The organism is Stutzerimonas azotifigens DSM 17556 (assembly GCF_000425625.1).
Classification (GTDB): domain Bacteria; phylum Pseudomonadota; class Gammaproteobacteria; order Pseudomonadales; family Pseudomonadaceae; genus Stutzerimonas; species Stutzerimonas azotifigens.
Genome location: NZ_KE384407.1, coordinates 45,396 through 67,012 on the forward strand (window position 1 = coordinate 45,396; position 21,617 = coordinate 67,012).

The 21,617-nt window shown below is 66.7% G+C and carries 15 protein-coding genes; 6 read left to right on the forward strand and 9 right to left on the reverse strand.

What is annotated here, in order from left to right; all coding sequences use genetic code 11:
• Positions 1–281: 281 nt before the first annotated feature.
• From H610_RS0108745 to H610_RS0108765, 5 genes are all read right to left on the reverse strand, one after another.
• Complete coding sequence (locus H610_RS0108745) at positions 282–5,129, reverse strand: NAD-glutamate dehydrogenase (RefSeq protein ID WP_028239300.1); 4,848 nt, start codon at positions 5,127–5,129, stop codon at positions 282–284.
• Positions 5,130–5,379: 250 nt separating this feature from the next.
• Complete coding sequence (locus H610_RS0108750) at positions 5,380–6,684, reverse strand: TRAP transporter large permease (protein ID WP_028239301.1); 1,305 nt, start codon at positions 6,682–6,684, stop codon at positions 5,380–5,382.
• A gap of 43 nt (positions 6,685–6,727) precedes the next feature.
• Complete coding sequence (locus H610_RS0108755; protein ID WP_028239302.1) at positions 6,728–7,234, reverse strand: TRAP transporter small permease; 507 nt, start codon at positions 7,232–7,234, stop codon at positions 6,728–6,730.
• Between the two features lie 53 nt (positions 7,235–7,287).
• A complete protein-coding gene (locus H610_RS0108760) occupies positions 7,288–8,274 on the reverse strand; it encodes a TRAP transporter substrate-binding protein (protein ID WP_028239303.1) in 987 nt (328 codons plus the stop codon).
• Between the two features lie 281 nt (positions 8,275–8,555).
• The gene (locus H610_RS0108765) at positions 8,556–9,509 is read right to left on the reverse strand and encodes a LysR family transcriptional regulator (protein WP_028239304.1); all 954 of its coding nucleotides are present in this window, start codon (positions 9,507–9,509) and stop codon (positions 8,556–8,558) included.
• A gap of 270 nt (positions 9,510–9,779) precedes the next feature.
• On the opposite strand from H610_RS0108765, the gene H610_RS0108770 reads away from it, so the two are divergent.
• Positions 9,780–10,997 carry an OprD family porin gene (locus H610_RS0108770; protein WP_028239305.1) on the forward strand — a complete coding sequence of 406 codons (1,218 nt, stop codon included), beginning with the start codon at positions 9,780–9,782 and terminating at the stop codon, positions 10,995–10,997.
• Between the two features lie 137 nt (positions 10,998–11,134).
• Positions 11,135–13,015, forward strand: coding sequence for a methyl-accepting chemotaxis protein (locus H610_RS0108775; RefSeq protein WP_028239306.1), 1,881 nt, complete (start codon positions 11,135–11,137; stop codon positions 13,013–13,015).
• Between the two features lie 42 nt (positions 13,016–13,057).
• On the opposite strand, the gene H610_RS0108780 is transcribed toward H610_RS0108775, so the two are convergent.
• Genes H610_RS0108780 through H610_RS26075 form a run of 4 tightly spaced genes read right to left on the reverse strand, consistent with a single transcriptional unit; the run spans position 13,058 to position 16,766 of the window.
• Entirely contained in the window at positions 13,058–13,987 is a 930-nt protein-coding gene (locus tag H610_RS0108780) for a BKACE family enzyme (RefSeq protein WP_028239307.1), read from the reverse strand.
• 17 nt (positions 13,988–14,004) lie between these two features.
• The gene (locus H610_RS0108785; protein ID WP_028239308.1) at positions 14,005–15,048 is read right to left on the reverse strand and encodes a ketopantoate reductase family protein; all 1,044 of its coding nucleotides are present in this window, start codon (positions 15,046–15,048) and stop codon (positions 14,005–14,007) included.
• Positions 15,045–16,622, reverse strand: coding sequence for a sodium:solute symporter family protein (locus tag H610_RS23625; RefSeq protein WP_051231624.1), 1,578 nt, complete (start codon positions 16,620–16,622; stop codon positions 15,045–15,047). The genes H610_RS0108785 and H610_RS23625 overlap by 4 nt, the downstream gene beginning before the upstream one ends.
• A 9-nt stretch (positions 16,623–16,631) precedes the next feature.
• Complete coding sequence (locus H610_RS26075) at positions 16,632–16,766, reverse strand: hypothetical protein (protein ID WP_256380899.1); 135 nt, start codon at positions 16,764–16,766, stop codon at positions 16,632–16,634.
• A 388-nt stretch (positions 16,767–17,154) separates the two neighbouring features.
• Here H610_RS26075 and H610_RS0108800 point away from each other — a divergent pair, with 388 nt between their 5' ends.
• The 4 genes from H610_RS0108800 to H610_RS0108815 all read left to right on the forward strand — a co-directional run bounded on the left by H610_RS0108800 (position 17,155) and on the right by H610_RS0108815 (position 21,074).
• Positions 17,155–18,267 (forward strand): AraC family transcriptional regulator, encoded by a 1,113-nt coding sequence (locus tag H610_RS0108800; protein WP_236614284.1) that lies wholly within the window; start codon positions 17,155–17,157, stop codon positions 18,265–18,267.
• A 427-nt stretch (positions 18,268–18,694) separates the two neighbouring features.
• Positions 18,695–19,447, forward strand: coding sequence for a 5-oxoprolinase subunit PxpA (locus H610_RS0108805; protein ID WP_028239310.1), 753 nt, complete (start codon positions 18,695–18,697; stop codon positions 19,445–19,447).
• Positions 19,444–20,160, forward strand: a complete 717-nt coding sequence (pxpB, locus tag H610_RS0108810; protein WP_028239311.1) for a 5-oxoprolinase subunit PxpB — start codon at positions 19,444–19,446, stop codon at positions 20,158–20,160. The genes H610_RS0108805 and pxpB overlap by 4 nt, the downstream gene beginning before the upstream one ends.
• Complete coding sequence (locus H610_RS0108815; RefSeq protein WP_028239312.1) at positions 20,157–21,074, forward strand: 5-oxoprolinase subunit C family protein; 918 nt, start codon at positions 20,157–20,159, stop codon at positions 21,072–21,074. Before pxpB ends, H610_RS0108815 begins: the two co-directional genes overlap by 4 nt.
• The last annotated feature ends 543 nt before the right edge of the window (positions 21,075–21,617 follow it).

Here is a 21,617-nt window from a genome sequence, read left to right on the forward strand (position 1 = left end):
GGGAGAAGGGAAAAGCTGCGGCCACGCGGTGAACCCGTAGGAGCAGGCTCTGCCTGCGACCCGGACCCGCACGGCACAGCTACCCTCATCCGGCCCTGCGGACCACCTTCTCCCGCGGGGAGAAGGGAAAAGAGGCGCTGCCTGCGACCATGGCACGAGCTGCCGGCCACGCGTGGCCAACCCCCTATCCCTCCGGGAGAGGGCCAGGGGTGAGGGCCTGCCCTTCCCGTTCGCGAGCAAGCTCGCTCCTACGGGATTGCGAATGCCTTGCCTGCTTCCCGTCAGGCGCTCGGCGGGCTCTGCGTCAGGTCCTGCAGTTCCCGGCTGGCCACCGCGTACATGGCGTAGTCCGGCTGCGTGGCGTTACGCAGGTCGGCGAGCATGCGTCGCCAGCGCTCCACCTGCTCCTCCCGCTGGGCCATCCACAGGGCCACGCGCTCCTTCGGCGCGCCCTGGTGGTCGCCCATCTGCAGCACCGAGACGGTGATGGCGCGCTGTTGCAGATCGAGGTCGTCGCGGAAGGCTTCGCGCGCCAGCGCCTGCCAGTTGCTACCGACCGGCAGCGAGGTGAGCTGCTGGAGGTACCAGGGAAGGTCCAGCGCACCGCCGACGGAGAAGTAGGTGGTCGCCACCTGCTCCAGCGGCTGCCCGGTGACGTCCGCCGCCTCGATGATCGGCAGCAGCGTATACAAATGGCTGGTGCCGGCGACCACGCGCGCCAGTTCCTCCGGGATGCCGGCCTCGATGTACTGCTCGTAGCGTGTTTGCCACTGCGCATGCGCCGAGCCCTCGAGCAGCTCCCCCAGGCGCGTGTAGAGCGCCTCGACGCGCGGCCCGAAATGTTCCACGTCGCGGGTGGCGTCCAGCTGCCCGCGGCGGTTGCGCAGGAACCAGCGGGTGGCGCGCCGGCCCAGGCGGGTGAGCTCATCCAGCAGCACGTTCTGCAGGTCGGCGGGCACGCGGTAGTCCAGTTCCTCGATCTGCCGCCACCAGTGGCGCAGGTGGAAGATGTCGCGCACCACGATGTAGGCGCCGGCCACGTTCGCCTGGCTCATCCCGGTGGCCTCGACCAGGCGATGGGCGAAGGTGATGCCCATGTTGTTCACCAGGTCGTTGGCGATCTGCGTGCTGACGATCTCGCGGCGCAGGCGGTGGCGGTACATGGCGTCCGGATACTGCTCGGCCATGCGCCGCGGGAAGGCCGTCTCCATCTCGCGCATGAAGTACGGGTCGTCCGGCACCGCGGATTTGAGCAGGGCCTGCTTCAGGTCGATCTTGGTGTAGGAAATCAGCACCGACAGCTCCGGGCGCGTCAGCCCCTTGCCTTCGGCGGCGCGCTGCTCGATGGCGTCATCCGCGGGCAGGAATTCCAGCGTGCGGTCGAGCAGCCCCTCGGCCTCCAACGCGGCGATCAGGCGCCTGAACTCGCCGGCGCGCTCATGGGCGCGGAAGCTCGCCTTGGAGATGGCCTGGGTCTGCTTGTAGTTGTCGTGCAGCACCAGTTCGGCCACCGCGTCGGTCATCTCGGCGAGCAGCTGGTTGCGCTGCTTTTCGGTCAGGTCGCCGGCGCTCACCACCTCGTTGAGCAGGATCTTGATGTTGACCTCGTGGTCGGAGCAGTTCACCCCGCCGGCGTTGTCGATGAAGTCGGTGAAGCTGGCGCCGCCGGCGAGGTTGAATTCCACCCGACCGAGCTGGGTCATGCCGAGGTTGCCCCCCTCGCCCACCACTTTCGCGCGCAGCTCGTTGCCGTTGACCCGCAGGACGTCGTTGGCCTTGTCGCCGACGTCGGCGTGGCTCTCCTCGCTGGACTTGACGTAGGTGCCGATGCCGCCGTTCCAGATCAGGTCGACCGGCGCCTTGAGCAGCGCATGGATGAGTTCGGCCGGGGTCAGCTGGTCGGCCTCGATGTCGAAGCGCGCCTTCATCTGCGGGCTGATGGCGATGCTTTTGGCCGAACGGGCGAACACGCCACCACCCTCGGAAATCAGCGAGGCGTCGTAATCGGCCCAGGACGAGCGCGGCAGCTCGAACAGCCGCTGGCGTTCGGCGAAGCTGGCGGCGGCGTCCGGGTTCGGGTCGATGAAGATGTGCAGGTGGTTGAAGGCGGCCACCAGCTGCACCGTCCCGGACAGCAGCAGGCCGTTGCCGAACACGTCGCCGGCCATGTCGCCGATGCCGATGACACTGATCGGGTCGGTCTGCACGTTGATCCCGCGCTCGCGGAAATGCCGCTGCACCGAGACCCAGGCGCCCTTGGCGGTGATGCCCATCTTCTTGTGGTCGTAGCCCGCCGAGCCACCAGAGGCGAAGGCGTCGCCGAGCCAGAAGCCGTAGTCGGCGGCGATGCCGTTGGCGATGTCGGAGAAGGTCGCGGTGCCCTTGTCCGCCGCCACGACCAGATAGGGATCGTCCTCGTCGTAGCGCACCACGCTGGTCGGCGGCACCACCTGGCCTTCCTTCAGGTTGTCGGTGATGTCCAGCAGGCCGCTGACGAAGATCCGGTAGCAGGCGATCGCCTCGGCCTGGATTTCGTCGCGCGTTCCACCGCTCGGCAGCCGGCGCGGCACGAAGCCGCCCTTGGCGCCGCCGGGCACGATGACGGCGTTCTTCACCTGCTGCGCCTTGACCAGCCCGAGCACCTCGGTGCGGTAGTCCTCCTCGCGGTCGGACCAACGCAGGCCGCCGCGCGCCACCTTGCCGCCGCGCAGGTGCACGCCCTCGACGCGCGGCGAGTAGACGAAGATTTCGTAGCGCGGCACCGGCCGCGGCAGTTCCGGGATGGCGCGCGGATCGAACTTGAAGCTGAAGTAGTCCTTGGCCCGTCCGGCGGCGTCCGGCTGGTAGAAGTTGGTCCGCAGGGTCGCCTTGATCAGCGCCAGGTAGCGCCGCAGGATGCGGTCCTCGCTGAGCACCGCGACGTTGTCCAGCGCGGCGAGGATGGCCTGCTCCAGGCGCTGCTGCTTGTCGGCCAGGTCTTCGTCGCCGAGCTTGCGGGCGAGGTAGAAGCGCATCTTGAACAGCCGCACCAGCTCGCGCGCGATGGCAGTGTGGTTGAGCAGCGCCGAGGCGATGTAGCCGAGGTCGAAGCCCATGCGGATCTGCTTCAGGTAGCGGGCATAGGCGCGTAGCAGCGCGACTTCACGCCAGGTCAGCCCGGCGGTGAGTACCAGGCGATTGAAGGCGTCGTTCTCGGCCTGGCCGTTCACCGTGGCGATGAAGGCGTCCTGCAGCGGCTCGTTGATTTCCAGCAGGTCGATTTCCAGCCCTTCGGCGTAGGTGAAGGCGAAATCGTGGATCCAGAACACCCGGCCGTCGCGGCGCTGCAGCCGGTACGGGAACTCGCCGAGCACGCGCAGGCCAAGGTTCTCCAGGATCGGCAGCACGTCCGACAGCGGCAGCGGCCGGTCGATGTGATAGAGCTTGCAGTGCAGCCGGTTATCCTCGGCGATGATGGGCTGATAGAAGCTCATCAGCAGCGGGCGCTCCTCCGACAGGCTCTGCATGTGCTGCATGTCCACCGCTGCCGAATGCGCCGGGAAGCGCTCGCGGTAGCCGGCCGGGAAACCCTTGGGAAAGTCGTGCAGCAGCAGGTTGCCCTGGGCTTCGCCGAAGCGCTCGACCATCAGGCTGGCGTATTCGTCCTGCCAGGTGCGGCAGGCCTGCACCACCTCCTGCTCCAGCTGCGCCACGTCGATCGACAGTTGCCGCGACGGATCGATGCGCAGGATGAACTGCACCCGGGTCAGCACCGATTCGGAGAAGTAGGTCCAGAACTCGCAGTCGCTGGCCTGCAGGTGCTCCATCAGCACCTGCTGGATCTTCAGCCGCGTCTCGGTGGAATACAGGTCGCGCGGCACGTAGACCAGGCAGTAGCAGAAACGGCCGTAGGGGTCGGTGCGCAGGAACAGCCGCAGCTTGTTGCGCTCCTGGATCTGCACGATGGCGATGGCGGTCTCGAACAGCTCGTCCACCGGCGTCTGGAACAGCTCGTCGCGCGGCAGCACCTCGAGCACCTGGGCCAGCTCCTTGTCCAGGTGCGCGGAGCTGCCGAAGCCGGAGCGCTCCACCAGCGCCTCGACTTTGCGCCGGATGAAGGGAATGTCGCGCACGCTCTGGGTGTACACCGAGGAGGTGAACAGGCCCATGAAGCGGCACTCGCGCATCACCCGACCGTGCTCGTCGAGCTGGCGGATGGAGACGAAATCCGGATAGGCCGGGCGGTGCACGCGGCTCGGCACCGCGGCCTTGGCGAAGGACAGCAGCAGAGGCTCGCGCAGGTATTGCACGGCGCGCGGCTCGATGTGCAGCTCGGCCTCCGACAGGCCGACGCGCAGCCGCTTGGACAGCCCGAGCAGGGAGCCTTCGTCGTAGACGATCTGCCCGCCGTCGGGCCGCTCCTCGACGGTGAACTCCTCGTAGCCGAGGAAGGTGAAGTGGTCGTCCGCCAGCCACTCCAGGAAGGCGCGGATCTCCGGCAGTTCGGGTTCGGCGGCGGCGTTGGCACCGTTCAGGCCCGCGGCCAGCTCGCTGGCCTTGGCCTTCATCACCTCGAAGTCGCCGACCGCCAGGCGCACGTCGCTGAGCACGCTGAGCAGCGCCTGCTCGAGTTCGCGCAGTTCCGCGGCGCTGGCCGTGCGGTCGATCTCCAGAAAGATCAGCGACTCGGGGCGGCTGTCGGTCGTGGCGGCGCCCCTGGGCGACAGCTGCAACAGATTGCCCTCGGCGTCGCGGCGCACCTGCAGCACGCTGTTCTGCAGGGTGTGGATGCTGTAGCGGCGGCGGGTGAGCTCCATGCGCACCGAGTCGACCAGGAACGGCAGGTCCGGATGCAGCACCTCGACCACCGTGTGGGTGGACTGCCAGCCGTGCTTCTCGTAGTCCGGGTTGAACACGTGCACCACCGGTGCGTCCGGCTCGTGGTGCTCGAGCAGGCGCCAGGTGGCCAGGGTGGAACCGACCAGGTCGGACATGCGCCGCTGGGTCAGCTCCGCGAGCGGTGTGATGCCGAAGAACTGCTCGGCGAAGAGCCCCACTTGTGGCAGGAAGTCATCGCCTACGTGCTGCGCCAGGGCCGTTTTCAGTTGGTGCTGGAAATCGGCCTTGCTGGTCGCGCTGAAGAACGCCATGTTTTCGCTCCGCTAGGACTTGTCGTGGGTGAAGGCCGGCCGGGCACGGGGAAAGGGCAGCGTGATCGGCCGGTCGAACGGGCCATCGAGGACTGCGGCGCACCAACTTCCGAATCGCACGACGCTGCACGTCCTTGTCGGGCCTCAAGGGGCCTGACGATCCGGGATGCCGGACCGTCACGCCGACTGTTCAGATATGAGTGCGAGTCTCCAGTTCCCCCGTATTGCGCAACAGCCTACCTGCGCCCCGCTACCGCCCCATGACCGCCTGCGGCAGCACCAGGACGATCTGCGGAAAGAGCGTGATCAGGATGGTCGCCAGCACGATCAGGAAGAAGAACGGCATGCTGGCCCGCGCCACCGACCACAGGTCCCGCCCGGTCAGGCCCTGAATCACGAACAGGTTGAATCCCACCGGCGGCGTGATCTGCGCCATCTCCACCACCAGGATCACGAACACGCCGAACCAGAGCAGGTCGATGCCCGCCGCCTGGATCGCCGGCATCACCACCGCGGTGGTCAGCAGGATGATCGAGATGCCGTCCAGGAAGCAGCCGAGCAGGATGAACAGCACCGTGAGCGAAAGCAGCAGCAGGTACGGCGACAGCTCCCTGGCGACGATCCAGTCGGCCAGCGCCGAGGGCAGCCCGGTGAAGCTCATGGAGGCGGTCAGGTAGTGCGCGCCGAGCAGGATGAAGAAGATCATGCAGGAGGTGGCGACCGCCCCCATCAGGCTGGCGGTGAAGGTTTCGCGTGTCAGCGAGCCCGACACCGCAGCGATGATCAGGGCGCCGACCACGCCGACCGCCGCCGCCTCGGTGGCGGTCGCGATGCCGGCGTAGATCGAACCGATGACCGCGACGATCAGCAGCGCCACCGGGATCAGCAGGCGCGCGCGGACCAGCTTCTCGCGAAACGACAGCCGCTCGCTTTCCTCCGGGACCTGCTCGCGGTTCAGCATCGACCAGAGCATCAGGTAGCCCGAGAAGATCGCCAGCAGCAGGAGCCCCGGCAGCAGCCCGGCGATGAACAGCCGCGAGATCGAGACCTGGGCGGCGACGCCGTAGACGATCATCATGATCGACGGCGGGATCAGCAGGCCCAGCGTGCCGGCGCCGGCGAGCGAGCCCATGGAGATCGCCTCCGGATAGCCGCGCGATTTCAGCTCCGGCAGCGAGATGCGGCCGATGGTGGCGGCGGTGGCCGCCGAGGAGCCGCTGACCGCGGCGAAGATGCCGCAGCCGAACACGTTGGCGTGCAGCAACCGCCCCGGCAGGAACCGGACCCAGGGCGACAGGCCGTGGAACATGTCCTGCGAAAGCTTGGTGCGATAGAGGATTTCCCCCATCCAGATGAACAGCGGCAGCGCCGTCAGCGTCCAGCTCGCGCTGGAGGCCCAGGCGGTGGTCGCCAGGATCGGACCCGCCGGCGCGCCGCCGAAGACCTCCATGGCGATGATGCCCACGCCCAGCAGCGACAGGGCCACCCAGACGCCGCCGCCCAGCAGCACGAAGAGCGCGACCAGCAACGTCGCTGAGATGATGAAATATTCCACGGTTATCTCGCTGATTGTTGTTGGAGAACGGCCCGCGGCACGCTCACTCGCTCAGGGCGGGCTGCGCGTCGGCGACCTCGAAGCTGCGGTCCGTCAGCAGCGAGACCAACCTGTCCAGCATGGCGACCACCAGCACGGCGGTACCCAGCGCCATGGGCACCTGCGGCATCCACATCGGAATCGGCAGCAGCCCCGAGGACACCTCGCCGAACACATAGCTTTCATGGACGAACAAGGCCGTGAACCAGGCCAGGTAGGCGACGATGACCAGGCCGACCAGCGTGCTGGCGATCTCCAGCAGGTGCTGGCCGCGTTCGGAAAGCGCCTTGAACAGCAGCGAGACGCGGATGTGCGCGCCACGGTGCAGCGCGTACGGCAGGCCCAGGAATCCCGAGGAGGCCATGGCGTAGCCGGCCAGTTCGTCCGACGAGGGCACCATGGTGCCGAACAGGCGGGCGATGATCTGGGTGACCACCAGTACGCAGATCAGCACCATGAACACGCCGGACAGCAGCCCACAGAATCCATAGAGCGGTTTTAGCGGCTTCATGAAGTTACCCCTGTTCATGAATCCCGCCCCGGCCGGGGCGGGTTTGCACGGCTTCAGTTCTGGAAGGCGCCGACGACCTTCTGCCCGTCCTCGCCGGCCTTGCGCAGCCACTCGTCGGTCATGGTCCGGCCGATGTCGGCCAGCGCCGCCTCGATGTCCGCCGGCGCCTCGGCATGGATCTGCATGCCGTTGTCGGCCAGCTTCTTGACCAGCTCGCCGGTCTCGGCCTCGGCGGCCTGCCAGCCCTGCTCCTCGGCCTTGGCCGCGGCATCGAGCACTGCCTTCTGCGCGGCCTCCGGCAGACGGCCGAAGGCGCGGGCGTTGACGATCACCATGTTCTTCGGAATGAAGGCCTGCACGTCGTAGTAGTGCTTGGCGAAGTCCCAGGCCTGGGTGTCGACGCCGGTGGTCGGCGAGGTCAGCATGGCGTTGATCATGCCGGTGCTGAATGCCTGCGGCACCTCGGCGACGTTGATCACGGTGGGCACGGCGCCCATCAGCTCGACCATGCGCGAGGTCGCCGGGTTGTAGGCGCGGAATTTCATGCCCTTGAAATCGGCCATGCCGTTGACCGGCTTCTGCGTATAGATGCTCTGCGGCGACCAGGGCATGGCGTACAGCAGCCTGATGCCCTGCTTCTCCAGGCGCGCCTCGATCAGCGGGCGGCTGGCTTGCCACAGCTTGCGGGCTTCGGGATAGCTGCGGGCGAGGAACGGCACGCTGTCGGCTTCGAAGATCGGGTCCTCGTTGCCGAGCACCGACATCAGCACGTCGCCGGCCTGCACCTGGCCGGTCTGCACCGCGCGCTTGACCTCGGGGCGCTTGAACAGCACCGAGTTGCTGTGCACGCGGATCTGCAGTTCGTTGTCGGTAGCCGCCGCCACGTTCCTGGCGAATTCCTTGGCCACTTCGGTGATGGAATTGCCGTCGGGGTTCTCGACGGTCATGTTCCACCGCTCCGCGGCCTGGGCGTCGAACGTCGCCAGGCCGATGGCACAGGCGAGGGCCGGAAGGCCGAAGCGAGACATCAATGTTTTCATGGGGACTTTCTCCAGTCGCTCTGTTGGCTTTGCTTGTCGGTATTCGTTACGCATTACGGTGGAGCTCGGTTCGAGTCTCGGCAGCCGGACAGGCGGTGTCCAACTAGAAAATCCGGCAACGCATGATCGGAAAACCTTATGGGTTCAGATAGCGCATCCCTGCCACGCCGGCCTGCATGCGTGCACAAAAAAGGGGCTTTCACCGCAATGGCGAAGCCCCCTCGTCCGAGGCGAAACGGCATGCCGGCGCCTGTGCCGATACGGGATCGGCCAGGAGACCATCAGGCCGATTCCGACACCAGCACCGGCGCGCCCGGGTCCACCGGCCGCACCATGTCCGGGCCCATGCTGCGGGCGTACTCGGCGATCACCTCGTGCACCAGGGCGACCACGCTGTCGACCAGTTCCAGCCCGACGCCGGCGCGCCAGGTCGCGACGATATCCATCACCGGCGGCACCGGCACGTCGTCCAGCATCGCCAGCGCGCCCTGCCTGAGTTCGTCGGCGACCAGCGCGGGTGGCAGCGCGCCGATGCCGAAGCCGTCGCGGATCAAGCGCGTCATGGCGGCCACCGAGTTGACGCAGCTCACCCGGGGCGAGGCGATGTTGCTGGCGTGCAGCATGTTCAGCAGGTCCTGGTGCGGCCGTGAGTTCTTGGAAAAGGTGATCACCCGCTCGCGCGTCAGGTCGTCCAGCGACGGGTAGGCGCGATCGAAGATGGACCCCGAGGAAACCACCCACTGCACGGGATACTGCGCCAGCGCCTGGTTGCGCACCGAGTCGGCGCGCACCTCGTCGGTCTGGAAAATGATGTCCAGGTAGCCCTTCTGCAACTGGTCGCAGAGGTTCCGGGCGGTGTCGGCGGTGAGCTCGATCTCCACCGCCGGGTAACACTCCATGATTCGCGCTACGAATGAACTCAACCAGGTGTGCATGACCGTATCCATCGCACCGATGCGGATCAGGCCGCGCGTGTCCCCGACATTGCTGATCGACTGCTTCATCGCCTGCAGGGTGTCCATCATCTGCTCGGCGTATTCCAGCACCCGCTGGCCCTGCGCGGTCAGCGTGACGCCCTTGGAATCGCGCAGGAACAGCTGCACGCCGAGCTCGTCCTCGAGGGCTGCGATACGGCTTGAAATCGACGCCTGGGTGCTGAACAGCTTCTCCGCGGTGAGGCGGAAGCTCTTCAGCCTGGCTACCCAGACGAATGTCTCGAGAAATCGCATGTTCATTGGCAGATGACGCTCCCTGCTTTGCTTGGGCCTGAGAGGTGCAAAATCACGCTCCGCCCGAAACGAGTGCAACGCCTGTGCCATCGCTCGGCTGTCGGCCCGATAGATTTTTCTTGTCGGGCGAAACTGCTTTTTCTCGTTGGACGATTATTCCGCGAACTCCCAAGAATGCGCCGGCAGTAATCGAGCCCCCATAACTAGAACTTTACCGATCGCGCTCTGCCGGCAGCCGAGGGATCTACGGCTGCGCGCAACTTACAGGAGACTTCAATGAAACCGATCAACCGGATTGCCGCATTGGCAGTGGTCAGCGGCGCAATACCCAATCTGGCCCATGCCGACTTCTTTGCCGACAGCAAGGGCGCACTCGAACTTCGCAACTTCTATTTCAACCGTGATTTTCGTCAGGACGGTTCGCGCGACAAGGCCGAAGAATGGGCCCAGGGTTTTCTGCTGAACATCGAATCGGGTTATACCGAAGGGCCGGTAGGCTTCGGTGTCGATGCGCTGGGGATGCTCGGCGTCAAGCTCGATTCCGGCGGCGGCACCTACGGCAGCGGCCTGCTGCCCAACGACGGCAACCCGGCGCGCGGTTCGGAAGACGAGTATTCCAAGCTGGCTGCGACCGCCAAGGCACGCTTTTCCAGGAGCACCCTGCGCCTGGGCGACCTGCGTTTCCGCAGCCCGATCGTCTCGTCGAACGACAGCCGCCTGCTGCCGACCGCCTTCCGCGGCGGCCTGGTGAACATCCAGGAAATCGACAACCTGACCCTGCAGGGCGGCAAGCTCACGGCCATTCGCCAGAACAGCAGCAGCAACTACGAAGACATGGTCGTGTTCGGCAAGGCCAGTGACGCGTTCATCTTTGCCGGCGGCGATTACAAGTTCACGCCCAATCTTTCGGCAGGCCTGCACTATGGCAATCTGGAAGATGTCTACAAGCAGTATTACGGCACGCTCAACTACGTTCTTCCGCTCGGCGACAAACAGTCTCTTAAGTTCGACCTTCGTTATGCGCGCTCCACCGAGGACGGCAACTTCCGCAACCTCGACAACAAGGCATTCGGTTCCATGGTCACCTACAGCCTGGGTGGCCATGCATTCGGCGCGGCCTATCAGCGGATGTCAGGAGACGACGCCTTCCCCTTCATCAGCGACCCCTATCTGGTCAACTTCGTACAGATCAACAACTTCGCCAACGCCGAAGAGAAGTCATGGCAACTGCGTTACGACTACAACTTCGCCGCCATCGGCCTCCCCGGTCTGACCTTCATGACCCGCTACATCTCCGGTGACGACGTCGCCGTCGCCGGTCGCGAGCGGGAAGGCAAGGAGTGGGAACGCAACATGGACATCGGCTACGTGATCCAGAGCGGCCCGCTGAAGGACCTGGGCATCAAGTGGCGCAACGCCACGGTTCGTTCCAACTTCGGCAACGACCTGGACGAGAACCGCCTGATCCTGACCTACAGCCTGGCCCTCTGGTAATACGCCCGGCGACCAGCGCCCGGCCAACGGCATGCAGCCGGTGGCCGGGCCTTGCGTTTTCCGGCCTGTCGCTAAAGAGACGCCGTCACCGGCCGACCACCCTGTAGTGGGTCGCCAGATACGGACAAGGAGTCGCCATGCCAAGGTTTCTTTCCTGGAAGGACAAGTTCCGCGCCCTGATCGCCGTCTCGCTGATCAGCCTCGCGGCTATGGTCGGCGCAGCGTTGTGGATCAACGAACGCCTGGGCGGCTCGTTCGAAGCGCAGCGCGCCGCCACCTCGTTTCGCGGCGAGACCCTCGACCTGCTGAACGACTGGCTGCGCGTCGGCGCCCAGCGACGGGGGCTGCGGCCGGAGACCAGCGAGCGGTACGCCGGGCAGCTCGCCGAGATCGAACGACAGGCTGCAGCGCTCGGCGAGAATGCCAGTCGGCTCGGCGACCCTGCGCTGCTCCGTCAGGCCGAGCGGGTCGGCGAGCTGCTGCGCACCGACGCCGGCCTGCAACGACAATGGCTCGAGCAGAACCAGGCGCTCGGCCTGCGTCCCGAGGACGGTGCGCGGCAGGCGCTGGCGACGGCCACGAAACCGCTGGAGGCGATCACCATCGGCCTGATCCAGCCGTTCATTCGCGAGGCGGTGGGCGCTCAGCGCGACTACCTCGCCACCTTCGACCCGGGCTTCGCGGACAAGGCCCGGGCGGCCATCGACGGCCTGCTCGTGCAGATCGACGAACTGGACTGGCGCGACAGTCAGATCGGCATGGATACCGTCGCCTTTCGCGATGCCTTCCTCACGGCGGATACGATCATCGGGCAGATCGACAGGCTGCAAGCGCGCCTGGACAGCCAGGGCCAGGACATCGAACAGGCCATCGACCGGCTCCTCGGCGACCTGCGCGACGGCATCATCGCGCGCACCGCGGCCGAGGTGGAACGTGCACGCACGTCGGCGGCGCTGATTCTCGGGCTGGTCTTCCTGGTCGGCGCGGCGGTGCTGCTGCTCACCCTCGGCCGGGCTTCCAGCGCCCTGCTAGGCCAGTTGACGCGCGTCAACGACGCCCTGGCCCGAGTCGCCGCCGGGGATCTCACCGGGCAACTGGCCGTCGGCCGGAACCCGCGGGACGAGTTCAACCAGCTCGGCCTGGCGGTGAACCAGATGGTGCAGAGCATCTGCTCGCTGATCCGCCAGGTCGCCGACGGCAACGAGGACCTGAAGCGGCTGCACGGCCACCTGAACGACGCGATGAAGCGGCTCGACGACAACAGCGCCCAGGTCGAACAGCAGACCGAGCAGGCCACCGCGGCGTCGCAGCAGATTTCCCGGACCATCAGCGAGATCGCCGAGCGCACCACCGACGTCGGCACGGCCACCCGCGCCGCCTGCGACTCGGCGCAGGTCGGCAGCCAGGTCATCGGCACCAGCGTTGAGAACATGCGCCGGCTGTCCGGGCTGATCCGCGACACCCACGCCCAGGTCAGTTCGCTCACCCACTCCGCTACCCAGGTGAACAGCATCATCGGCGTGATCAACGGCCTGGCCGACCAGACCAACCTGCTCGCGCTCAACGCCGCCATCGAAGCGGCTCGTGCCGGAGAGGCCGGTCGCGGGTTCTCGGTGGTCGCCGACGAGGTGCGTTCGCTGGCGCAGAAGACCGTCTCGGCCACCACCGACATCACCCGTATCGTCGATGAGCTGGGCCGGCAGACGAAGCAGATGGATCAGCTGATCGGCAGCGGCCTGGAGCTGGCGCACCAGAGCGAAACCGACGCCGGCCAGGCCGCCGGTGCGATCGACGAAATCACCCTGTCGGTGGAGAAGCTCACCTCGGAGATGAACCAGGTGGTCGTGGCGGTGGAGGAAATCTCCACCACCACCGAAGACATCGCCGGCAAGATGGAGGAGATCAATACCCACACCGGCCGCACCCGAACCCTGCGGCAGACGCTTGACGACCACACCCGGAGCCTGTCGGGGCAGGTGCAGGCCTTGCACGAGCGGACCGGCCGGTTCCGGGTCTGATGCCGTCGGCCCAGGGTCGCGCGGCGCCTGCCGTGCCCCGACTCAGAAGTTGACCTTGTCGCCGCCCTTCAGGCCCAGCAGGTCGCGGGCCTGATCCGGCGTGGCGACTTCGGCCCCCAGCTCCTCGATGATGCGGCGGATCTTGGCGACCTGCTGTGCGTTCGACTCCGCCAGCGTGCCCCGCTTGATGTAGAGGCTGTCCTCCAGGCCGACGCGGACATTGCCGCCCATCTGGCTGGCGGTGGTCGCCAGCGGCATCTGTGCGGCGCCTGCGCCGAGGACCGACCACCGGTAGTCGTCGCCGAACAAGCGGTCCGCGGTGCGTTTCATGAAGATCAGGTTGTCCACTTCCGGACCGATGCCACCGAGTATGCCGAGCACGAACTGGATGAAGATCGGCGCCTGGAACAGGCCGATGTCCATGCAGAAGCGCAGGTTGTAGAGGTGGCCGACGTCATAGCATTCGTGTTCGAACTTGATGCCGTGGGGCTTGAGCTGGTTGGCCGCGTTCTCGATGTCGGCGAAGGTGTTGCGGAAGATGTTGTGATCGGAATTCTTCACATAATCCCGCTCCCAATCGAACTTCCAGCTCTGGTAGCGCTTGGCCAGGGGATGGAAGCTGAAATTCATCGAGCCCATGTTCAACGAGCACATCTCGGGCGAGAAGCGCAGGGCCGGGCCGACGCGCTCGTCGATGGTGCAGGTCAGGCTGCCCCCGGTCGAGATGTTGATCACGGCATCGGTCGCCTGCTTGATCCGGGGCAGGAAGCCGTTGAACACCTCCGGGTCGATGCTCACGCCACCGTCGTGCGGGCGACGGGCATGCAGGTGCAGGATCGACGCCCCCGCCTCGGCGGCCGCGATGGCCTGGGCGGTGATGTCGTCGGGTGTATAGGGCAGCGCGTCGGACATGGTCGGGGTATGGATCGCCCCGGTGAGCGCGCAGGTGATGATGACGGGTTGCCGTGCCATTGGGTTTCTCCTGGATTTCAGTCGAGCAGCGCCAGGTAGGGCTGCAGCAGCGTGTCGAAGCGGTCGATGTTGGAAAAGTCCGGCACGGCGCGAATGGATTGCGCCGCGCTGACCAGTTCCACCACCCGGTCGTTGAAGGGCGTGGACAGGCCATGCCGGCGTCCGGCCTGGCTGACGACGCCGTTGATGAAGGCGATCTCGGTGTCGAGCCCTTTTTCGAGGTCCTGCAGCATCGAGGCACGCAGTTGCCGGTGCGGCGTCCAGATCTTGCGGATCAGGGGCAGAACGCCCGGAATGTCGGCCGGCGTCTGCAGCAGGAAGCGTTCGAAGTCCTCGCCCTGCATCGCCGCCATGCGGTGGCCTTCGGCATGCGCGGCCCTCGCCGTCTCGTTGGCGATCAACGCCACGCAAAGCAGGGCCCGCGGGTCGTCCAGCACCTCGCCGAAGGTGCATCCCAACGCCGCCGACATGCCGCTGAAGGTCGCGTTCATGAGCACCTTCGACCAGCGGATGCCCATCAGGTCGGACAGAAGCTCGGTGCGGCCGACGCAGGACAGGTAGTCCTGCACCGCCCGTAGCCGAGGGCGGAGCGTCCCGTCGATCTCGCCGATCTCGAAGGCGAAGTTGCGGACCGTCTGCGCCGCGGTGGTCAGGCGCGAGACGCCGGGGCCGACCCATGTCGCGCCAAATCCCACCGCCCCGCCGATGGTGCGCGAGGCGCCGAGGATGGCCGCCACCGAGGGCTCGGGAATGCCGTTCTGCAAGGTGCAGACGGTGCTGTCCGGATGCAGGAAGGCCTGCAGATGCGTCAGCACCGCCTGGTTGGCCGTCTGCTTGTTCAGCAGGAAGACCAGGTCGTACCGGCCCGTCATCTGCTCGGGGGTCAGGGCCTCGACGGGTACGAGCAAATCCATTTCCCCGATGACGCGCGCGCCGTCGCGATTCAGGGCCTCGACATGGGCGCGGTTGGTATCGACCAGATGGACCGGCCGCCCGCCTTTCGCCATCAGGGCACCGATGATGGTTCCCAGCGATCCGGCTCCGATGATTGCGGTTCTCATGCGCTCGCTCCCTTGAGTTCCACAGCCGGCGAATCGGCAACCTGGACTTCATCGCTTTCACGGCGGATTCGCAGCGCGACGGCACGGGTGGAGGGACTGACCTCAGGCTCGAAATAGGCCTCGTAGGCTTCCTTGGGCGGCGCGGGGGTGAGGAACACGCCGACCAGGGTGGCCACCAGCGAGAGACCGGCGCCGACCACGAAGGGATTCGAGGCGTCCAGGCTCTTGGCGGCGACGTAGGCGATCATCCCGATGACCACCCCGGCGTAGGCACCGGTCCGGTTCATGCGCCGCCAGAACAGCCCCAGCCAGACCGGCCACATGAAGGCTGCGCCAAACGCGCCGTAGACATAGGTGAAGCCCATCGCCAGCAACAGCGGCGGCTTGATCGCGCTCAGCACCGACAGCACGCCGAGCACCAGCACGGCAATGCGCAGCTGGCGGGTCGCGCTGCGGTCGTCGAACTTCCGCTCGGGAAAGCACGAACGGTAGATGTCGTAGTAGAGCGAGGTGCCGCAGTTCAACAGCATGGAGTTCGCGGTGGAGACCGCGGCCGCCAGCAGCGCGATCAGGGTCATGGCGCCGACGAAGGCCGGGGCATGCTGTTGCACGATCAGCGGCATGATGTAGTCGGTGGTCTTGCCGTCGGGCAGGCTGGGCAGAAGCGCCTTGGCGCCGAGGCCGATGATGATCAGGCAGACGAAGATCGGGATCAGCGCGACCACGGTCCACATCATCTGCAGGACCGCCGCCTTGCTGTTCTTCGGTGCCATGAAGCGGTTGATCCAGTGCGGCGCCACCGAAGCCCCGACTGCGTTCGACATGAAGATGCCGATCAGCACCGACCAGCCGAAGGTTCCGGCCGGCGACAACAGGATCCCGGGCTCCAGCGGCTCCCCGCCGACGTTGATCGGTGCGGTCGTCTGCGCGACGGTGTCGAGGATCGGTCCGATCCCTCCGGTCGCATAGAGGATGCTGCCGGTACCGAACGCGAGGCCGACCAGGATCAGTACCGCGTTCAGGGTATCCGTAGCCGCGACCGACCAGAAGCCGCCCAGCGAGGTCAGCGCCAGCAGCGCGAGGAAGGCGAAGATCGCGTATTCGTAGGGCACGCCGGTGATCGTATTGAACACGATCCCGAAGCCCACGACCTGTAGATGACAGAAGATGAAATACCCCACCAGCATCAGCACGGCGACGATCAGCTGCAGCACGCTCACGCGCTGGAACGGCTCGTAGCGCATGCGGATGAATTCGGGGAAGGTGCGGGCCGGCAATTCGGGACGGCGTACCCTCTGGGCGAGGATCGGCATCACCGCGGTGGCGAGGAACCAGCCCGCGACCCAGCCGATGATCGCCGCGACGCCGGTGCGATACAGATAGCCCGGCACGCCCATGACCGAGGCCACGCTGACCCAGGTGGCGACCGAGGTGCCGACCCCCAGCAGCAGCCCCATGCGGTGCCCGCCCGTGGTGAAATCGGACAGTGACTCCACCTGCCTTATGCTCGCGATGCAAGTCCAGGCGAGAAACAGCAGATAGGCGCCGAAGACGACGAAATAAGAGATGCTCATCGCCGCGCCTCACTCATAGCGAAAGAGTTTGCCGGTCGCGCCCCAGCGGCGCACACCCGACTTCTCGATCCTTGCGCAAAGACAGGCCGAGACTCCGATACAGAACGCGACGCTCGTTCCCCAGAACATCAGTGCAATCCACATACGTCTTTCCTCCTCGAGTTGCCTATGGCCAGGCACCGCAGAAAGCTGCGATGACGGGCCTCGGAACCGGCCATGCGCGCATCGCCTCGATGCTGGCGCACGCCAGGAGAACGTCGAAGGAAGTCACTGTGTCCAGGGGATCGAGCGCGCGAGGCCGGCCAGGACGGCGGGGCGCAGGTCGTGACCCGACAACCGGGCCGGTCGAGGCACGCTGCGTTCGGTGGCGATGATCCGCTGCGGCTTTCCGGTGTGTCGCTGCCAGTGACCTGTGCGGTTGGTTGAACCAACCCTACAGGCCTACCAGAGCGGTGCCGACCGGTCAGCCTCTTTCAGTGGCTCCCGGCGACCCTCCTATTGTTGTTGTTTGGAATGATTGGTAGCGGATAAGGTGTCAGAAAAATCCGGACCCAATAAGGTTCTGAGCGGACAGAATCGGGTTCTTCGCGGACATAAAAATAAAGAGGGCTCAATGCAACCCCGTTTACCCCTGCCGGACGAGCGGATCTATACGCCCTACAAGATCAGCGCGCTCGTCGAGGTCCTCGAGGCGCAGGGCGTGCCACGTGCCGAATGCCTCATGGGCAGCGGTGTCGACGTCGACGACCTCGCCGACCCCTTCGCACAGACGTCCATGCGCCAGTACATGACCGTCTGCGCCAACGCGCTGGCGCTGTCACGCGATCCCGCGACGCCCTTCGAAGCAGGGGCCAGCCTGCACGTCTCCGCCTATGGCATCTATGGCTATGCATTGCTGTCCTGCCTGTCGCTGCGCGACTACTTCGGACTGGCGGAGAGGTTCCGGCGCCTGGCCACCCCGCCCATGACCGTCGAATGGCATGAAGATGAAAACGAGGTGCGCTGGTTCGTCAACGATGTGTTCGTGCTGAACCCGGCCCCGGCGCTGCGCCAGTTTCTCCTGGAAAAGCAGTTCAGCATCAACGTCACCCATCTACAGGACGTGGTGGGCCAGCCCTACCCTCCGTTGCGGGCCTGTTTTTCCTATCCCGCACCGCCGCATGCCGACCTCTACAGCCGTTACCTGAACTGCCCCTGCCTGTTCGACCAGCCCCGCTGCGAGCTGGTCTACGACCGCGCCATACTCGACCGCAAACCGGTAATGGCGCATCCGCTGACCTCGGTGCTGGTGCAGGAGACCTGTGACCGGCTGATCGGCCAGAGCAGGATCGCCTCGGGGACGGCGGGCTCGGTCTACCGGCTGCTGATGGATCGACCGGGCCACTTTCCGGACATGGAAGCGGCGGCGCAGATGCTCAACATGACCAGCCGCACGCTGCGTCGCCGGCTGGACGCCGAAGCCACGTCCTTCCAGGCGATCCGTGACGAGGTGCGCTTGAAGCTGGCGCAGGAATATCTCGGAGCGAGCCGGATGAGCCTTCTGGATACGGCGACGCTGCTGGGTTTTTCCGATGTCGCCAGTTTCAGGAAGGCGCTCAAGCGCTGGACGGGCAAAGGGCCCGATCAATTCCGCAAATCCTTGTGAAGAGCGAAAGCGGATGACCTGCACGACCTGAATTCGATGCATCGCAGGCCGATGCGGATCGCCCCTGCGGCCAGACGCAAACACCGGCTGGCGCCGGCGTACCAGCGCCCGAAGGTAGAAAAAACGGCCCAGCCAGCGAACCGTTGGCCGGGCCAAGCGCGAGTGATGCGCCAAGGGAGCCACCTCACTTTCGCCCCCTACCCGCCCGCAGTCCAACGAGAAAAACCTGTCGCCTTCGATCGGAAACACGCGATCCGCCGGCGGCCCCGTTACCGCCGGCCCACGGCGCCACGTATCGAAATTTCTTATCCCCTGTGCACGTCTTAATTTGTTGGACGCCAATCAGGCGCCCCTCAACAATGCCCAGGACCACCGCCTCCGTCCGAAGGACCGAGCACTCGGCGCAAACCAACAAGAGGACACCCCCATGAAGAACCTGCTGCTGAACTGCGACATCGGGGAAAGCTTCGGCGCCTGGAGCATGGGCCTGGATGCCGAGGTCATGCCCTACATCGACTGCGCCAACATCGCCTGCGGGTTCCACGCCTCGGAACCGGGCACCATGCGCAGGACGGTCGCTCTCGCCGCCGAGCACGAGGTGCGCATCGGCGCCCACCCCGCCTACCCCGACCTGGTCGGCTTCGGTCGTCGCTCGATGGCCTGCACCCCGCAGGAGATCGAGGACATGCTGCTCTACCAGATCGGCGCGCTGGAAGGCATCTGCCAGGCCCACGGCCAGCGCGTCAGCTACGTGAAGCCACATGGCGCCCTGTACCAGGACATGATGCGCGACCCGGCGCGGCTGCGCGCGGTGATGCAGGCGGTCGCCCATTACGACCGCCAGCTGCCGCTGATGCTGATGAGCACCGCCGACAACGCCGCGCCGCTGTGCATGGCCGGGGAATTCGGCCTGACGCTCTGGTTCGAGACCTTCGCCGACCGCGCCTACGACGGCGCCGGCTACCTGGTCTCGCGCAGCCTGCCCGGCGCGGTGCACCACGACAGCGAGGTGATCGTGCGCCAGGCCGTCACCCTCGCCCGCGGCGAACCGCTGCAGGCCAGCGACGGCAGCGCCCTGCGGCTGACCAGCGACACCCTCTGCGTGCACGGCGACAACGCCGGCTCGGTCGCCGCCGTGCGGCGCATCCGCGAAGCGCTGAGCGAGCTGGAGACGGCATGACCCCGCGCATCGAGGTATCGGCGATCGACTGCCTGACCCTGCGCCTGTTCGACACCATCGACGAGCGCAACATGCCCTGGCTGCTGGCGGCCAGCCGGCGGATCGCCACGCTGTTCGGCCCGGCGCTGGTGGACCTGGTGCCCTCCTACACCACGCTGATGGTCCATTATGACCTCGGCCTGCTGTCCTCGACGCAGGCGCATGCCTGCCTCGCCCGTGCGGTCGACGGCCTGGAGGCCGCGCAGGAATCGGGCGGCGCGCTGCATCGGGTGCCGGTCTGGTACGACCCGGCCGTCGGCCCCGAGCTGGAGCTGATCGCCCGCCGCGCGGAGCTGAGCGTGCAGCAGGTGGTCGAGCGTCACTGCGCCCACGAATACCAGGTGTTCGCCCTCGGCTTCGCCCCCGGGTTCGCCTTCATGGGGCTGGTCGAGGAATGCCTGGCGACACCCCGCCTGAGCACGCCGCGCAAGCGCGTGGCGGCCGGCAGCGTGGGCATCGCCGACCGCCAGACCGCCGCCTACCCGGTAGTCTCGCCGGGCGGCTGGAACCTGATCGGACGCACCCCGGTAAAACTCTTCGACTACCAGCGCGAGGGCTACAGCCTGGTGCGCCCGGGCGACCGCGTGCGCTTCGAGCCGATCGATCGCGACGACTTCCTGCGCCTGGGCGGCGACGACACGCCCCAGGCCGTCATCGAGGGCCTGGCCGCATGAGCGCGATGACGGTGGACTACAGCCGGTCGCTGGCCCTGCTGCAGGACGACGGGCGCTTCGGCGTGCGCCACCTGGGCGTCACCCAGGGCGGCGCCTTCGACTGGATCTCCATGTACTGGGCCAACTGGCTGCTGGGCAACGCGCTGGACGCGCCGGTGATCGAGATCACCCTTGGCGGCCTGCGCCTGGTCTGCGAACGCGACGCCTGCCTGGCGCTCGCCGGCGCCGACCTGCAGGCGAGCCTCGACGACCAGCCGCTGGCGCCCTGGCGCAGCTTCAGCGTGCGCCGCGGCCAGGTGCTGACCTTCCGCCAGCCGCGCACCGGCGCCCGCGCCTACCTCGCCGCGCCCGGCGGCTTCGAGGGCGAAACGGTGCTCGGCAGCCTGGCTACGGTGGTGCGCGAGGGCCTCGGCGGCCTGCACGGCGACGGCCAGCCGCTGCGTGAGGGCGACCGCCTGGACTGGCCCGGCCAGGGCGGCGCGCTCTGCCAGGTGCCGAAGAGCCGCGTGTCCGACCTGACGACCGAGCGCCCGCTGGACCTGGTGGTCGGCGCGCAGATCGGCGAATTCGCCGGACAGAGCCTGTTCGACGCATTCAACAGCGAATGGACGGTGGACAGCCGCAGCGACCGCATGGGCGTGCGGCTCACCGGTCCGCAGTTGCGCAGCCGGATGTCCGGCATCGTCTCCGAGGGCGTGCCGCTCGGCGCCGTGCAGGTGCCACCGGATGGCCAGCCGATCGTGCTGCTGAACGACCGCCAGACCATCGGCGGCTACCCGCGCCTGGGCGCGCTCACCCCGGAGGCCGTCGCGCGCCTCGGACAATGCCTGCCGGGCGCCCGGCTGCGCCTGCGCCCGGTGGCCCAGCGCACCGCCGAACTGGCCCACCAGCGCCTGCTCGCCCACTGGCACTGACCCTGCAGAAGCAGGCTCTGCCTGCGACCGCATGCACGAGGTCGCGGCCCCACGCCAGACCATCCCGCCTCCTCCGGGAGAGGGCCGGGGTGCACACCGCCCTCATCCCGCCCTGCGGGCCACCTTCTCCCGCAGGGAGAAGGGAAAAGCCTGCGGCACCGCCGGTCTCCCGTAGTAGTTCGCGGTCAAGACCGCACAGAGAGCTCATCGCCCCGAGGTCGGGCCTCCCACAATGGCAAGCCCGCCCGATCCTGCGGGAGGCCGCGTCCGTTCCGGACGGGCTTGCGGCATTCACCACATCCCTGAGGTTGCGCGCCTCGCGGCGACATCGCCAGCGGGGCGCGTCTCTTCGGTACGGTCCTGACAGCCTGCCTCGGAAGAGGGTCGGGGCGAGGGCCGACGAGCGGCGCCATTTTCTCAGACGGGGAAGGCAGCGGTAGCTTCGAGGCCGCGTTGGAACCCTCTCACAATCACGGCGGGATACCGAGCACAGGCGGCGGCAGTGCAATACAATCGCACTCCCCGCTCCGGAGCTTCCGGAGG

Excerpts from the sequence above, each read along its gene's own strand:
- H610_RS23625 (WP_051231624.1), bottom strand. The coding sequence starts at position 16,622 with ATGAGCATCTCTTATTTCGTCGTCTTCGGCGCCTATCTGCTGTTTCTC.
- H610_RS0108770 (WP_028239305.1), top strand. The coding sequence starts at position 9,780 with ATGAAACCGATCAACCGGATTGCCGCATTGGCAGTGGTCAGCGGCGCA.
- H610_RS0108755 (WP_028239302.1), bottom strand. The coding sequence starts at position 7,234 with ATGAAGCCGCTAAAACCGCTCTATGGATTCTGTGGGCTGCTGTCCGGC.
- H610_RS0108765 (WP_028239304.1), bottom strand. The coding sequence starts at position 9,509 with ATGAACATGCGATTTCTCGAGACATTCGTCTGGGTAGCCAGGCTGAAG.
- H610_RS0108760 (WP_028239303.1), bottom strand. The coding sequence starts at position 8,274 with ATGAAAACATTGATGTCTCGCTTCGGCCTTCCGGCCCTCGCCTGTGCC.
- H610_RS0108785 (WP_028239308.1), bottom strand. The coding sequence starts at position 15,048 with ATGAGAACCGCAATCATCGGAGCCGGATCGCTGGGAACCATCATCGGT.
- H610_RS0108805 (WP_028239310.1), top strand. The coding sequence starts at position 18,695 with ATGAAGAACCTGCTGCTGAACTGCGACATCGGGGAAAGCTTCGGCGCC.
- H610_RS0108745 (WP_028239300.1), bottom strand. The coding sequence starts at position 5,129 with ATGGCGTTCTTCAGCGCGACCAGCAAGGCCGATTTCCAGCACCAACTG.
- H610_RS0108780 (WP_028239307.1), bottom strand. The coding sequence starts at position 13,987 with ATGGCACGGCAACCCGTCATCATCACCTGCGCGCTCACCGGGGCGATC.
- H610_RS0108815 (WP_028239312.1), top strand. The coding sequence starts at position 20,157 with ATGAGCGCGATGACGGTGGACTACAGCCGGTCGCTGGCCCTGCTGCAG.
- pxpB (WP_028239311.1), top strand. The coding sequence starts at position 19,444 with ATGACCCCGCGCATCGAGGTATCGGCGATCGACTGCCTGACCCTGCGC.
- H610_RS0108775 (WP_028239306.1), top strand. The coding sequence starts at position 11,135 with ATGCCAAGGTTTCTTTCCTGGAAGGACAAGTTCCGCGCCCTGATCGCC.
- H610_RS26075 (WP_256380899.1), bottom strand. The coding sequence starts at position 16,766 with ATGTGGATTGCACTGATGTTCTGGGGAACGAGCGTCGCGTTCTGTATC.